This is a genomic window from Microbacterium sp. JB110 (genome assembly GCF_003335195.1).
In the GTDB taxonomy this organism is placed as follows: domain Bacteria; phylum Actinomycetota; class Actinomycetes; order Actinomycetales; family Microbacteriaceae; genus Microbacterium.
Genome location: NZ_QPGM01000002.1, coordinates 33,130 through 46,618 on the forward strand (window position 1 = coordinate 33,130; position 13,489 = coordinate 46,618).

10 protein-coding genes are annotated in these 13,489 nt (G+C 65.9%); 9 read left to right on the top strand and 1 reads right to left on the bottom strand.

Annotated features, from left to right (window positions below):
• Window positions 1–181: 181 nt before the first annotated feature.
• The 9 genes from CIK77_RS03605 (at window position 182) to CIK77_RS03645 (ending at window position 11,557) form a co-directional block, all read left to right on the top strand.
• Window positions 182–1,339, top strand: a complete 1,158-nt coding sequence (locus CIK77_RS03605; protein ID WP_170934223.1) for a mechanosensitive ion channel family protein — start codon at window positions 182–184, stop codon at window positions 1,337–1,339.
• On the top strand, window positions 1,336–1,965 hold the full coding sequence (locus tag CIK77_RS03610) for a DNA-directed RNA polymerase subunit beta (protein WP_087056105.1): 630 nt from the start codon (window positions 1,336–1,338) through the stop codon (window positions 1,963–1,965). The genes CIK77_RS03605 and CIK77_RS03610 overlap by 4 nt, the downstream gene beginning before the upstream one ends.
• 223 nt (window positions 1,966–2,188) lie before the next feature.
• Entirely contained in the window at window positions 2,189–2,680 is a 492-nt protein-coding gene (gene purE / locus CIK77_RS03615) for a 5-(carboxyamino)imidazole ribonucleotide mutase (protein WP_087056106.1), read from the top strand.
• The gene (locus CIK77_RS03620) at window positions 2,677–4,143 is read left to right on the top strand and encodes an LCP family protein (protein ID WP_249268695.1); all 1,467 of its coding nucleotides are present in this window, start codon (window positions 2,677–2,679) and stop codon (window positions 4,141–4,143) included. The genes purE and CIK77_RS03620 overlap by 4 nt, the downstream gene beginning before the upstream one ends.
• A 58-nt stretch (window positions 4,144–4,201) precedes the next feature.
• On the top strand, window positions 4,202–5,275 hold the full coding sequence (locus CIK77_RS03625) for a glycosyltransferase (RefSeq protein ID WP_087056107.1): 1,074 nt from the start codon (window positions 4,202–4,204) through the stop codon (window positions 5,273–5,275).
• Between the two features lie 88 nt (window positions 5,276–5,363).
• Entirely contained in the window at window positions 5,364–6,266 is a 903-nt protein-coding gene (locus CIK77_RS03630) for an ABC transporter permease (protein ID WP_087056108.1), read from the top strand.
• Entirely contained in the window at window positions 6,266–7,270 is a 1,005-nt protein-coding gene (locus CIK77_RS03635) for an ABC transporter ATP-binding protein (RefSeq protein ID WP_087056109.1), read from the top strand. The genes CIK77_RS03630 and CIK77_RS03635 overlap by 1 nt, the downstream gene beginning before the upstream one ends.
• Before the next feature lie 185 nt (window positions 7,271–7,455).
• Window positions 7,456–9,834 (top strand): SH3 domain-containing protein, encoded by a 2,379-nt coding sequence (locus tag CIK77_RS03640; protein WP_140403566.1) that lies wholly within the window; start codon window positions 7,456–7,458, stop codon window positions 9,832–9,834.
• A 394-nt stretch (window positions 9,835–10,228) separates the two neighbouring features.
• Window positions 10,229–11,557: a trypsin-like serine protease gene (locus CIK77_RS03645; RefSeq protein WP_087056111.1), complete on the top strand. Its 1,329-nt coding sequence runs from the start codon at window positions 10,229–10,231 to the stop codon at window positions 11,555–11,557.
• Between the two features lie 112 nt (window positions 11,558–11,669).
• Here the strand turns inward: CIK77_RS03645 and CIK77_RS03650 are convergent, their stop codons facing one another.
• Complete coding sequence (locus CIK77_RS03650; RefSeq protein ID WP_087056112.1) at window positions 11,670–13,457, bottom strand: glycosyltransferase; 1,788 nt, start codon at window positions 13,455–13,457, stop codon at window positions 11,670–11,672.
• Between the last annotated feature and the right edge of the window lie 32 nt (window positions 13,458–13,489).

The following is a 13,489-nucleotide window of genomic DNA, read 5'->3' on the forward strand; positions in this document are numbered from 1 at the left end:
TTCGCGGGGATCGTTCACCGGCTCGTCGTCGGCCCGCTGAGCTGAATACGACCGCGCGACATCCGTCCATCCGGATCGAGTGCACGCTCGTTCCATGCGGTCGCACTCCTCTTGTGTCGCGAAGGCAGAACGTTCCGCCCGTATCCGGCCGTTGCCAAGCCGCCGCGACTACCGTGGAAGCATGGAGAACGATCTCGAGGACGTCGCTGAAGCCGCGACCGCGAACCCGCTGATGGCCTGGGTGTGGGTGCTCGTCGCCGTCGCCGTCGCCATCGGGCTCGGGCTGCTCGCGTCGTTCGTGTTCGCCAGCGTGATGGGCCGACTCGGCCGCAAGCATGAGCTGTTCGCCGAACTGAAGCACCGATTCCCGAAGATCATCTTCTGGGGCATCGCGGTGGTCGGCAGCTGGGTATCCGTGCCCAACCTGATACCGGATGGCACGGAGGACGTGGCGGGCATCGTCGAGTACGTGCTGCGCCTGTGTGTGATCGCCATCGTCGGCTGGCTGCTCGCGAAGATTCTGATCTTCTTCGTCGACGGCGCCCTGCGCGCGCAGGAGAAGATCGAAGGCGACCCGTTCACGTTCCGCCAGCGACGTACGCAGATCCGGATGATCCGGCGCCTCGTGATGGTGCTCGTGATCGTGCTGACCGCCGGCGCGATGCTGCTCACGATTCCCGGCGCGCAGACGTTCGGGGCGTCGCTGCTCGCATCGGCCGGTGTCGCATCGATCGTCGCGGGCATCGCAGCGCAGTCCACGCTCGGCAATCTGATCGCGGGCCTCCAGCTCGCCTTCTCGAACGGCCTGCGCACAGGAGACACCGTCGAGGTCAACGGCGAGTTCGGCACGGTCGAAGAGCTCACCCTCACCTACGTCGTCGTGCAGATCTGGGACGACCGGCGCCTGGTGCTGCCATCCACCTACTTCACGACGACGCCGTACACGAACTGGACCCGCAACCAGACCGAGGTGACGGGAACCGTCTACCTCGAAGTGGACTACTCCGTCGACATCGACGCGCTGCGCGAGGAGCTGCGCATGGTGCTCGACTCCACAGACCTGTGGGATCGACGCTCGTGGGGTCTGGTGATGACGGATGCGGTCGGCGGTGTCGCCCAGCTGCGCGCCTCGCTCACCGCAGCGAACGCCGACGATATCTGGGGCCTGCGCTGTCTCGTGCGGGAGAAGCTCGTGGGGTTCCTGGCGCAGAAGCGCCCGGATGAGCTCATCCGGCGGCGCGTGATCGTCGAGGAGCCCGCGCCGCGGCATCGCGGCGGGTTCGACATCCCCACCGACACGACCGGCATCCCGACGGTCGCACAGGGCGGTGAGCAGTGACAGACGAGTTCCATAAGCCGGTCAGACTCCCGTCTGAGACGTTCGACCGACTGTTCGCCGGCGACGACCCTGCCGAGGTGTCGCGGGTGGCGCACTCGACGGCCCAGGCGCTGCTGATGCGTGTGCGCGCAGAGCCGGACACCGACATCGTCGAACGGCTGATCGACTTCACGAACCACAACGGAATCGACGACATCGCCGAGCTGTGGTCGCGTTCGCCGGCGAAGACGCTGCCGGGGTCGCTGTGGCGGCTGTACCTGCTGCAGCTGTCGATCCACGATGATCCCGACACCTCGGCGCTGCTGTACGAGCGAGGGTGCACCGAGCTCCGCTCGGCCGACGCCGTCATCGCCGGCGCACCGAGCCCCGCCGCTCCCGACGAGCTGGTGTCCGTGATCGATCAGATCATGCGCGGCGTGTTCATCGGCGACTTCGCGGTCGCCCTCGACCGGGCGAGCGCGTTCTGCCGGGTACAGGCATCCGGAGCCGCGCACCTGGCCGACGACTACGAGCAGAGCGAACCCGGCCGGTCGACCGCCTTCACGACGAGGGCGCTGCGTCTGAGCACCTACGCCGAGGACCTTCACCAGGCCGCCCGCCTCTGGCGCCGCGAATCCCTCGCCTGACGCGCCGCGCTCTGCGGCTCAGGTGCGAGAAAGTGCCGCTTGCCATACGCAACAGCGGCACTCTGTCGCATCCGAGGGGCGACCGGTGGGGCCGGAGAGCGGGTGCTCCGGTGTCGGCGGGTTGATACCGAACTCTGCGGGTCGTGTCAGGCGGAGCTGAGAGGAGCGCCGTACGCTGGGTGGCGTGCTTCACTCCTCTACGCAACCACTGGTCGGGCTCGTCATGGGGTCGGACTCCGACTGGCGCGTCATGGCCGACGCGTCGACCGCGCTGAGCGACTTCGGCATTCCGCACGAGGTCGAGGTGGTCTCGGCGCATCGCACACCCGACAAGCTGCTCAGCTACGGGCGCGAGGCGCGCTCGCGCGGCCTGAAGACGATCATCGCGGGTGCTGGGGGAGCGGCGCACCTGCCGGGCATGCTCGCGTCCTTGACCGCGCTGCCGGTGATCGGCGTTCCCGTGCAGCTGAAGACGCTCGACGGGCTCGACTCGCTGCTGTCGATCGTGCAGATGCCGGCGGGCATCCCCGTCGCCACAGTGTCGATCAACGGCGCGAAGAACGCGGGGCTCCTCGCCGCGCGCATCCTCGGCGCCGGTGACCAGGCCATGGCCGAGAGGATCGAGGCATACGCTCGCGACCTCGAGGCACAGGTCGGGGAGAAGAACCGGAGGCTGAAGGAGTCGCTGCAGAGCGACCAGGAGGGCGGCGCGTGACCCTGACCGAGTCGCCGCGGCGCTCGGCAGCTCGGGGCGATGGCGTTCTGAGCGCACGCCCGATGCGCCACCCCGACGCGTCCGACGAGCAGGTGATGACGCGCCGGGGCTGGTGGCTCGTCGTGATCAACTGGCTCATTCCCGGGTCCGCGCAGGTGCTCGCGGGCAGCCGCAGGCTCGGGCGCTTCGGTCTCGCCGCGACGCTGGTGATGTGGCTGCTCGTCGTACTGCTCGTCGCGGGACTGCTGCTGTGGCGATCCGCCACGCTCAGCGTGCTGATCAACCCCTTCGTCCTGGTCGCCCTGACCGTGATCGTCGTCGCCTACGGGGTGCTCTGGATCATCCTGAGCCTCGATGCGCTCCGCCTCACTCGCCTGGTGAAGACGGCCACTCCCGGTCGCTACCTGATCGCACTGCTCTCCGTCGCTCTGATGCTGGTCACGGGAGGCACCGTCGCCTTCGCCGCGCCCCGGATGCTCGCGGCGAGCAACGCGATCGACCAGATCTTCTCCGCCGGCGCTCCGATCGAACCGGATGACGGCTACTACAACGTGCTCCTGCTCGGCGGCGACTCGTCGGAGGGGCGCGACTCGCTGCGATTCGACAGCGTCTCCGTCGTCTCCGTGAACGCCGACACCGGCAAGGTCACCATCTTCGGTCTGCCGCGCCAGATGCTGAACGTGCCCTTCGAGGAGGGCACGCCGATGCACGACATCTATCCGAACGGGTTCCAGGGGCAGGCCAGCCAGACGTGCAGCTGGAACGCGTGGCTGAACCACGTCCGCCAGCGCGTCGAGGTCTGCGATGCGAACGGGCAGTTCAGCGAGACCGGCGGCGAGGATCTCTATCCGGATGCCGCGGCGAACGGCTCCGCTCCCGGCATCGAGGCCACCAAGGATGCGGCAGAGGGCATCCTCGGCATCGATGTCGAGCACTACGTGCTGCTCGACATGCACGGCTTCGCCTCGCTGGTCGACGCACTGGGCGGGGTCGAGATCGAGGTGACCCAGAGGCTGCCTGAGGGTCCTGGTCCTGCGTATACGGGTCAGCCGGCGGAGGAATGGGCGACCGGATGGATCGAACCCGGCCTGCAGACCATGGACGGCGACACGGCCCAGTGGTACGCGAGGTCGCGCTACACGACGACCGACTGGGACCGGATGAAGCGGCAGCGCGAGCTGCAGGCGGCGATCTTGGAGCAGTTCACGCCGCAGAACGTGCTGACCAGGTTCCAGGACATCGCCGCGGCGGGCGACGATCTGGTGCAGACCGACATGCCGCAGGCCGATCTGCCGTACTTCTTCGAGCTGGCGGTGAAGGCGAAGGAGCAGCCGATCGACTCGATCGAGTTCACGCCGAACAACGACTACGGCACCGACACGACGCCACCCGACTATGCGCAGATCCACCAGGACGTCGCGGAGGCGCTCCATCCGACGCAGGACGGAGACGGCGAAGAGTGATCGTCCCGTCCCGGCGGATATACGGGGACGTTCAGGAGACGCTGGATAGGCTCTGTCCATGCCTGTGAGTCTCCGCGTCGTCCTCGACCAGGTCGTGGACCCCACGAGCGATGACCTGCACGCCGCCGCGCGCGATCTCACGCGCGCGCTGATCGGTGCGGCACCCGTCGGCTGTCGTGTGGAAGGCATCGCTCCCGTCGCCGACGACCCCGACATCGACGGGCTGTTCACCGTACGCGCCGCCAAGCAGATGCGCCGCGACTGGCCGTTCGGCTTCGTCAGGGGAGCGGGTCGCGGAATCGTGCACTCGCCGACGCTGCTCGCTCCGCTCACCGCGCACGATCGCGTGAACGAGGGCGACCAGACCGTCGCGACCGTCTGGGATCTTTCACCCTGGAGCTCCGTGTCGTCCGAGCGCAACAGCGCAGGCGCCTCGCAGCAGCGGCGGCTGCTGCGCAGGGCCGCCAAGTACGCGGATGCGATCGTCGTCCCCACTCATGTGATGGCCGACGCGCTCGGCGAGTACGCACGCGTTGCCGACCGTGTGCGCGTGATTCCCGGTGCCGTCGAACTGGATTTCGCAATCCCGGATGACGCGGTCGCGCGTCGCGCACAGCTCGGTCTGCCGATGGACTACGTCGCCGCGAGCGGCGGCACCGCGAATCTCGACGGGCTCGCCGCCGCGCTGCGGGCGGCTTCAGCCACCGACCTCGACGTCGTGGTCATCGACGTGCCGGAGGGGCAGGAGCCGGGTCTCGCCGACCTCGCCCAGGCCGGAGGCCTCCCGGAGCGACGGGTGCATGCGCGGGGCTCGCTCGGACGCGAGGACCGTGCGGCCGTGATCGGCGGCGCGACGAGCTTCGTGGCCGCGGCGACGCGCAACGCATGGCCGTGGCGTGCGGTCGAGGCGATGGCGCTCGGCATTCCGCTCGTCGCGGTCGACTCGCCCGTGCATCGCGAGGTCATCTACGACGGCGGCCTCTTCGTGCCGGAGGGCGACCTGGGCGACGCCCTGCGCACAACGCTCGGCGCGGGGCGCGAGCGCCTGCGCGTGCTCGGTCAGGACCGCTCGCGGGCGTTCACCTGGACGGGCGCGGCCGAGAAGGTATGGCAGCTGCACGCAGATCTGTGACGGCCATCCGGCGCAACCCTGCCCGGGTTGAACGGGCATCCAGGCTCACGGCGGTACGATCACGTGTGGCCTTCACACGGAACAGGATATGGGGCACGGCGGAGTGAACGCAGTCGATCTCAAGGACTACAACGTCCCCGGCAGGGGTCGCGGTCTCGCGGACGTGTTCCGCTGGCGCTATCTGCTGAAGGTGCTGGTGCGCAAGGCGACCTCCACCCGCTATCGCAACTCGGCGCTCGGCTGGACGTGGTCGTATGCCAGGCCGCTCGTCCAGTTCCTCATCTACTGGCTCGTGATGGGCAAGATCCTCGGGGTGGACAAGGGGATCGACAACTTCCCGCTGTACATCTTCAGCGGCTTCGTCACGATCCAGTTCTTCAACGGGGCATTTCAACAGGCGACCTCGTCGATCGTCGCGAACAAAGCGCTCGTCAAGAAGATCTACATGCCTCGCGAGCTGTTCCCCGTCGCGGCGGTGATCAACGGCTTCATCCACTTCCTGCCGCAGCTGGCCATCCTGCTCGTCGTGGCGCTGCTCTACGGCTGGCGGCCCGACTTCATCCATATCGGGGCGGTGCTGCTCGGTCTGATCATCATCGGGGCGCTCTCGCTCGGCATGGGCATTCTGTTCGCGGGCATCAACGTGCGCTACCGCGACGCCGACAACTTCGGCGAGCTCATCCGGCAGGTCGTGCTCTGGCTGTCGCCTGTGCTCTACCCATGGCGCCTCATCAGTGAGGCCCTTGGTGATGTGTGGGTGTACCTCTACTTCTGCAATCCGATCTCGGTGGCCGTCGAGCTGATGCACTTCGGCTTCTGGTCGCCCACGGTGCCGACGTTCCACGCGACAGACGAGGTCGGCGGCTGGTTCGGCTTCCCGCCCGCGTTCGGCTGGTACATCGGCGGCGCACTCGTCCTCAGCCTGCTGCTCCTGCTGCTCGGCCAGTACACATTCCGCCGCTTCGAGCGGACCTTCGCCCAGGACGTGTGATGTCGAAACAGATTCTGCAGACCTCTGCCGCCAAGCCCGCGATCATCATCGATCACGTCTCGAAACGCTTCCGCAAGCGCCACACGCACTCCATCAAGGAAGCGCTCGTCGCAGCGGTGCGCCGCAAGAGGGTGCGCTCGGACTCGTTCACCGCGCTCGACGACGTCAGCTTCCAGATCGGCGAGGGCGAGTCCGTCGCGGTGATGGGGCTGAACGGCTCAGGCAAGTCGACGACGCTCAAGATGGTCTCCGGCGTCATGGAGCCGGACGAAGGCCGCGTGTTCACACGGGGACGCGTCGCCGGCCTCATCGAGGTCGGCGCGGGCTTCCACCCCGAGCTGACGGGGCGCGACAACGTGTACCTGAATGCGGCCATCCTGGGCATGTCCAAGGAAGAGACCGACGAGCGCTACAACGACATCCTCGAGTTCAGTGAGATCGGCGAGTTCATCGACCAGGCGGTCAAGCACTACTCGTCGGGCATGTTCATGCGCCTGGCCTTCTCCGTGGCGATCCACGTCGACGCCGACGTGCTCCTCGTCGACGAAGTGCTCGCCGTGGGCGACGCGCCCTTCCGCAAGAAGTGCAATGAGAAGCTGCAGGAGCTGGCCGCGCGCGGCGTCACGATGATGATCGTGAGCCACAACAAGAACACGGTGAAGAAGCTGTGCAGCCGCGGCATCATCATTCGCGACCACAGGGTCGTCTTCGACGGGCCGATCGCTGAGGCCGTCGCCGAGCTGGATGATGACGGTTCGCAGGACGCCGCCAAGGAGAAGCCGCAGCGCAAGGCGCCGGAAGCGCCAGCACCGGACCCGAAGACGATTCCGGATCAGGTCAAGGGCCCGCACACGGGTCGGATCCCGATCGGCGGGCTGAGTGACGACGACCAGCCCGAGAACCCGATCGGCGAGAGCCCGCGCAGCGATGAGAAGGATCAGCGCGCTGAGGGTGGAACGGCACGCACCGGCGACGACGAGAAGCCCGCAGCCGACGAGAGATGACGTGCGGGCGTCCGGGGCGCTGATCTGAGCACGCGGAGCGGCACCGGATCGGCCCGAGACCACGCGAGCACCGCCGACGCGGTGCTGCTGTGGGGTGCCGTCGCCCGCCGTGCCCGGTGCCCATCGCGACACAGGTAACAGTGGGCACACTCGCCTCGAGAGCACACTTCTGTCACAATTACCACATGCGTATCTCCACCCGATTGCGACACGCCCTGGTTCTCGGGGTTGCCGCAACCCTCGCTGCGGCACTGGTCCCTACATCAGCCTTTGGCGCCGACAGCGAGGAAGACGGCACGGATTCGGCGGTCGTGAGCCCTGAAGATCAGACCGATGCGCCGGACGACGCCGTCGATGAGTCCGACGAGTCGGGGCAGACGGAGCCCACGCCTGAGCCATCGGACCTGACAGAGCCGACTCCGGAGCCGAGCGAGTCGCAGGACTCCGACGCGGACGACGACGCAGCCGATGAGGCGAACCAGCTCGAGAAGGTCGAGCTGCCGCAGGGGAGCACGGTCGACCCGGCGGGAACCGACGACCCGCGCTTCGCCTCGAAAGCCAACGCCGGTGCGATGAAGCGCGGCGACTTGACCGAAGCCGAGATGGATCGCATGGCGATGTCGACCGGCGAGGATCTCGCCAATCCGGGCGACTTCGAAATGCAGGCGTCGCTGAGCGGCTTCAATCCGGGCAACATCATCAGCGATCACGTCTTCTACGATGGATCGTCGATGTCGCTGTCGCAGATCAAGTCGTTCCTGAACAGCAAGGTCTCGAGCTGCCGCAGCGGCTACACCTGCCTCCCGGACTACACCCAGAACACCAAGAGCCGGTCGGCCGATCAATACTGCGACGGCTACACGGGCCGCTCGGGTGAGAGCGCGGCGGCGATCATCTACCGCGTGGCGAAGTCGTGCGACATCAACCCGAAGGCACTGATCGTGATCCTGCAGAAGGAGCAGGGCCTGGTCACGCACACCTGGCCGAGCGACTGGCGCTACACGATCGCCATGGGCATGGCCTGCCCCGACACCTCCGCATGCGACACGCGCTACTACGGCTTCCAGAACCAGGTGTACAGCGCCGCTCGCCAGTACCAGGTGTACTCGAAGAGCAGCTACTTCAGCTGGTACCCCGTCGGAGCGACGTCCAACGTGCGCTGGCACCCGAACGCGTCGTGCGGCTCGGCGCCGGTCTACATCGAGAACAAGGCGACGGCGGCGCTGTACTACTACACGCCCTACCAGCCCAACCAAGCGGCGCTGAAGGCCGGCTACGGCACGGGCGACTCGTGCTCCGCGTACGGCAACCGCAACTTCTACAACTACTTCACCGACTGGTTCGGTTCGACGCACGCCGACGCGTGCACTGTGCCGTCGGGCACCCGGACGGCTTCGAAAGCGTACGTAGTGACCGCATCGAGTCTGAATGCACGCACCGCACCGAGCACGGACTGTTCGAAGGGGATAACCTCACTTTCGAAGGGCGATATCGTGCAGGCCGTACGCGTGACTGAGTCTGGAAAATGGTTGCAGGTTCAGACGAATGTCGGTAAACGCTGGGTATCTCGCGAGTACGTCAAGTACGCGACGGCAGGCGAAGCGGCATGTACTATCGTTCCCGGGTCGACAACCGCGGTCAAGGTCTATGCCGTGGAAGTATCGAGTGCGGTGGGCCGGGGCGCCCCGCGCACGGAATGCGCCATTGACCGAACAGTCCTGCCAGAGGGTTCAGTAGCTCAGGCTATCAACGTGACCGCAGACCGACAGTGGTTGCAGGTCCGGACAGGCGAGGGGATTCGCTGGGTGGCACGGTCCGACGTCAGGTATGCGACTGCGCCGGAGCAACAGTGCGTGGGGCCAAACGGCGGTGTGAAGACGCGCTCTGCGGTGTATGTCGTTGACAACGACACTGTGGGAGTTGTCGGACCACGGAGCACGTGTGACGTAGGCGTGGCAAAGCTTGCTCAAGGAGTTGCCGTGCGCGCGCACGGTGTATCCGGGTCAGGGGACTGGATGTGGGTGGATACGGGTACGGGTAGACGTTGGATTCCCACATCGGATATCGATGTCGCAACGACCTCGGAGGCACGTTGCCTTGAGCCGAGAGGCGGCGTCGAAGCGGCATCGAAGGTCTACGCTGTGCGCGAATCGAACACAATTGGGCGGATCGCGCCGCGCAGCGACTGCTCGGACGACAGCACTGCTCTCGTCTCAGGTACCGTGCTCCAAGCGGTCGAGGTGTCCGGTTCAGGGAACTGGTTGCGGGTGCGCACGGGCGCAGGCGAGCGTTGGATCGCTCGCGCAGACGTGCGCTACGCCACTGCGCCGGAGAGCTTGTGTGTCGCGCCCAATGGAGGCGTCTCGTCAGCGCGGCTGACCTACCGGGTGCTGACGGACACGACCGCCCTGCTCGGCCCTCGTGATGATTGTGGTGCGGGTATCGCGCTGTCGGCTGGAACGGTGGTGAAGGCCGTAGCGATTTCCGGGTCTCGAACCTGGCTCAAAGTCGCGACGGAAGCCGGTGAACGCTGGGTCAAGCGCGCCGATGTCGACTACGAGTGAGTTGTCTGCAATGCAGCCGTGCCGTACGCGCGGCGTGAGTCAGAACGCCAGCACGCGCCACAGAACGGCAGCAGATGCCCGTTCATGGTTCCAGATCGATACCTCGGTCGGGCATCGCAGGGCTGACGTCTCCGACGTGCACCAGAAGTAGTGCCGACCTGACGTACCCATCCTCCTGTGTGTGTGGCGTCAGATCCGACGACGGCGCCGCTGACGGCGCCCAGCGGACTTCTCCGCCTTCGCGCAATGGGCGGCGGTCGCCGACTTGCTCTGCGCAATCCGGCACGGTGGAAGATTTCATGAGACAGCCCCATATGCCAGGGTTCCCGTGCGCTGGTTGGCTCTGCTGATCGCCTCTACGCTCAGTCGCGGGGGAGGTCTACGAGGAGGGCATATGAGTTCGAAGCGATGGTGGAGATCGATTCCGATCGGCGTGACAGCGATTGTCGCTGTCACGTTCGGAGCGGGGCTCGGCGGCAGTGCGGCAATGGGCGCTGAGGTCGACGGAGTCGATGCGAACGGAGAGCCGACCGGCGACGTGATGGTCGGACAGGACCTGGTAATGGAGGTTGTCGACCCGCTTCTCGCGCTCGTCAACCCGACAGAAGGTGGGGAGCGCGTCACCGCCGACGGCGCTGAGTATGGTTATGCGGGAGTCATCGTCGATCCCGTCGCACGAGAGGTCGACGTGTACTGGGTCGGCTCGGTGGAGGCCAAGGCGCAACGTATCTTGGACCGCGCGCCTTCCGAAGTGACGTTGAACGTGCGCGACGCGAAGTACACAGTGTTTGAGATGCAGGATGCGGTGGACCGTCTGCCAGGGATGACCGTGGACGATACCTCGGGCGATCTCACGATCGTTGCATCTGGTCCCGAGGCTGATGGCAGTGGGGTCTGGGTCGAATACTCGGGCGATGGGGCGCAGAAACTCTCGGCCCAGTCGGAGGACCGAATGGTTGTCTCCGCAGCAGCGGGTCGAGAGATCGACGTCGATATCACTTCGGTTGACGTCGGTGAGGAACTCACTCCCGCGGCGCGATGGAACGGCGACGCACCGTACGAGGGCGGGGGCGGGTACTACCTGCCCAATGGTGGGTTCTGCTCGACGAGCTTTCCTGTGACGAGCAACGCCACGGGTGCCAAGCACCTGTTGACCGCCTATCACTGTGTTGACGATTACAGCAGCGTCTCGGTGTCGAATGACGCTGGAACATTCGGCACGGCATACACTGGGTCCGGGTACCGGCATCCCGACATCGATGCGGCGTTGATCAAAGTCAACCCTCAGTCAATTCTGCCGCGCATCTACTATGGCTCATACAACACATCGAGTTATCACAGCATCGGCGCCGTCGGTGGGAATGTCGTTGGCGCGAGGGCATGCACCAATGGCGCGAACTCGGGGCTACACTGCCTCACTATCGACCGTGCGAATTACACTCAGTACTCGTCCGATCTCGGGCGCAACCTGCACGGCCTGGTCCGTGGTGAGGCGACTTCGGGCGGTGTGGTGGTCGTAGGCGGCGACAGCGGCGGTCCGGTCGTCTATCCGCAGGCTAGCCTTGGGGGTCAACTCCGAGCGATGGGCACGATCTACGGAGGCGGTAATTCCGGGACTTGCCCCGCCACGCGCTATTCGACGAGCAAGTGCTTCAGGTACGCGGTCTGGGTCGGTGCTGTGACGATCAGTTCCGAGATGGGAATGACCATCGCGACCAAATAGCGGAGCGACTCGCCGGCACGGTGGCCGCGTGCGCTGCATATTCGGACGCGTGTGAGGCGGTCGGATCGGGTTTCTCCGGGACCGGCCCGACCGCCTCTGGTGTTGGAGCGATTCAGTCGCCTTGCTGCTCTAGCCGGAGCTTGTCGTTCCAATAAGCGTTCGATGTCAGCCCGTCGTAGCCGCGGCTCCACTCGCGCAGCATCTTCGGGTAGATGCGCCGCAGCCGTAGGGTGTTCTTCAGCAGGCGGATCGTCTCCTGCCGGAAACGACGCGGATCGCGACGCACGGTGTAGGCCTGCGTCTGATCGACGTTCAGGTGAGTGATCTCCTTCGCGCCGTAGATCAGGCGGAAGTCCTCGCGTGACTCCGCAGGAAGGACCACCTTCGCCATGCCGAGCGGTAGCAGATGACCGTTCAGGGTCAGCAACAGCAGTGCGCGCACCGGCCGCGGGAGGAACGTGCGTCGGGGCTTCGGTGCCGAGCTGATCGGGTGCCAGGTCTCCGTCGTCGTCATGGCCTTGATGTCTGCACGGCGCTGAGCCATGTCGGCGTTCTCATCGAAGAAATCCGGCCCGCGCATGACGTCCTCGAACGCCAGATTGACCGCCGACAGCGTGTCGTAGTGGAAGCGAAGAACGGTGCGCAGGTAGAAGTTGAGCACCATCCGCTGCAGCTCCGCCCAGCTGCGCTTCTTCTCCGGCAGGCTCAGGTGATGGATGAGATGGCTGCGGAAATCGAGGTACCAGGTCTGCGGTGAGGCCTTGTCGACGAAGCTCTCCTGCACGGAAGCGACGCCGGGCAGCGTGAAGGTGGTGAAGTCGTTCACGAGCGAGAAGCTGACGTCGTCTCCGCGGACGAAGAACGGGAACGGCAGGTGCTCGACTTGAGCGACGGGGAAGGCGAAGAACCACCAACCGGCGTAGAAATCTCCTCGGGCTGGCGCCGTGGTCTCGTACTCCATCTCGAAGACCTTCTTGCGCCGTCGTAGGTCGAGGCCTGCGTAGTGCGCTTTGCAACCGAGATCGAAGTGCGCTCCGTTCTCTCCGATCTCCCACCGCTTCGCGTCATGGAGCATGGCGCCGGCGACGGCCGTGCGCGGATCCTGAGCATAGGCGAGGAACCACCAGGTGCGGCTGACGGCCTCCATCTGGATGGACGCGTCGTCGTCCATGAAGAGAACGTGACTGGCGTTCGTCTCCCTGGCCGCGAGCAGACCGCGGGTGAAGCCGCCCGATCCGCCGAGGTTCTCATTGGGAATGACGGTGACGCCTTCGCCGTTCTCGATCGTCGCGGACTGGCCGTTGTCGACGATCACCATGCGGATGTGCTCGCTGAGTTCTGAGCCCGCGCGGAATCGACGGAAGCGCTCGGCGGTCGAAGCGACCTCCGCTTCACGTCGGAACGTCGTGACCGAGAGCAGCAGTTCCGGCGTGCTGCGGGGCTTTTCCGTGGTCGCCCAGGCGAAGTCCTCCAACCGACCGTCCTCGAGCGCTGTGAGCTTGAAGAAGACGATGGCGTCTGACGAGGCATCGTGGTAGGGCTCGAACGGCTGGCGGTGCAACCCGTCCAGCGTGACGATCTCGCTGAAGAGCTGCTGCGTTGAGCGGTTCCGGCAGGCGAGATGGATGGACAGCAGGAACCGCCCCTGGCCCGTCAGCTGCAGCTCCAGCGGCAGATCGCCGGAGTTCCTGCGCCACTTGCCGAGGTTGAACAGGTTGTAGTAGGTGCCCGTCGCGAGCCGTCCGCCTTGTGCGAAGTCTGCGCCGCCCTCCGAGAGGGAGATCCCGACGGACCCTTTCAGAGCGAAGTGTGCCTCGGTCTCAGTCGAGATACCGGCTTGTGGCCAGATTGCGGCCTGCAGTGGGTACCCAGTGCGATCCGAGAGTTTCCCCAGCCCCATGGCGGATGCCTTCCTGCCGTTGACAGACGGCC

Bases quoted from the DNA above. Each gene is read 5' to 3' on its own strand.
- CIK77_RS03605 (WP_170934223.1), top strand. From the start codon at position 182: ATGGAGAACGATCTCGAGGACGTCGCTGAAGCCGCGACCGCGAACCCG.
- purE (WP_087056106.1), top strand. From the start codon at position 2,189: ATGGGGTCGGACTCCGACTGGCGCGTCATGGCCGACGCGTCGACCGCG.
- CIK77_RS03625 (WP_087056107.1), top strand. From the start codon at position 4,202: ATGCCTGTGAGTCTCCGCGTCGTCCTCGACCAGGTCGTGGACCCCACG.
- CIK77_RS03630 (WP_087056108.1), top strand. From the start codon at position 5,364: ATGGGGCACGGCGGAGTGAACGCAGTCGATCTCAAGGACTACAACGTC.
- CIK77_RS03635 (WP_087056109.1), top strand. From the start codon at position 6,266: ATGTCGAAACAGATTCTGCAGACCTCTGCCGCCAAGCCCGCGATCATC.
- CIK77_RS03640 (WP_140403566.1), top strand. From the start codon at position 7,456: ATGCGTATCTCCACCCGATTGCGACACGCCCTGGTTCTCGGGGTTGCC.
- CIK77_RS03645 (WP_087056111.1), top strand. From the start codon at position 10,229: ATGAGTTCGAAGCGATGGTGGAGATCGATTCCGATCGGCGTGACAGCG.
- CIK77_RS03650 (WP_087056112.1), bottom strand. From the start codon at position 13,457: ATGGGGCTGGGGAAACTCTCGGATCGCACTGGGTACCCACTGCAGGCC.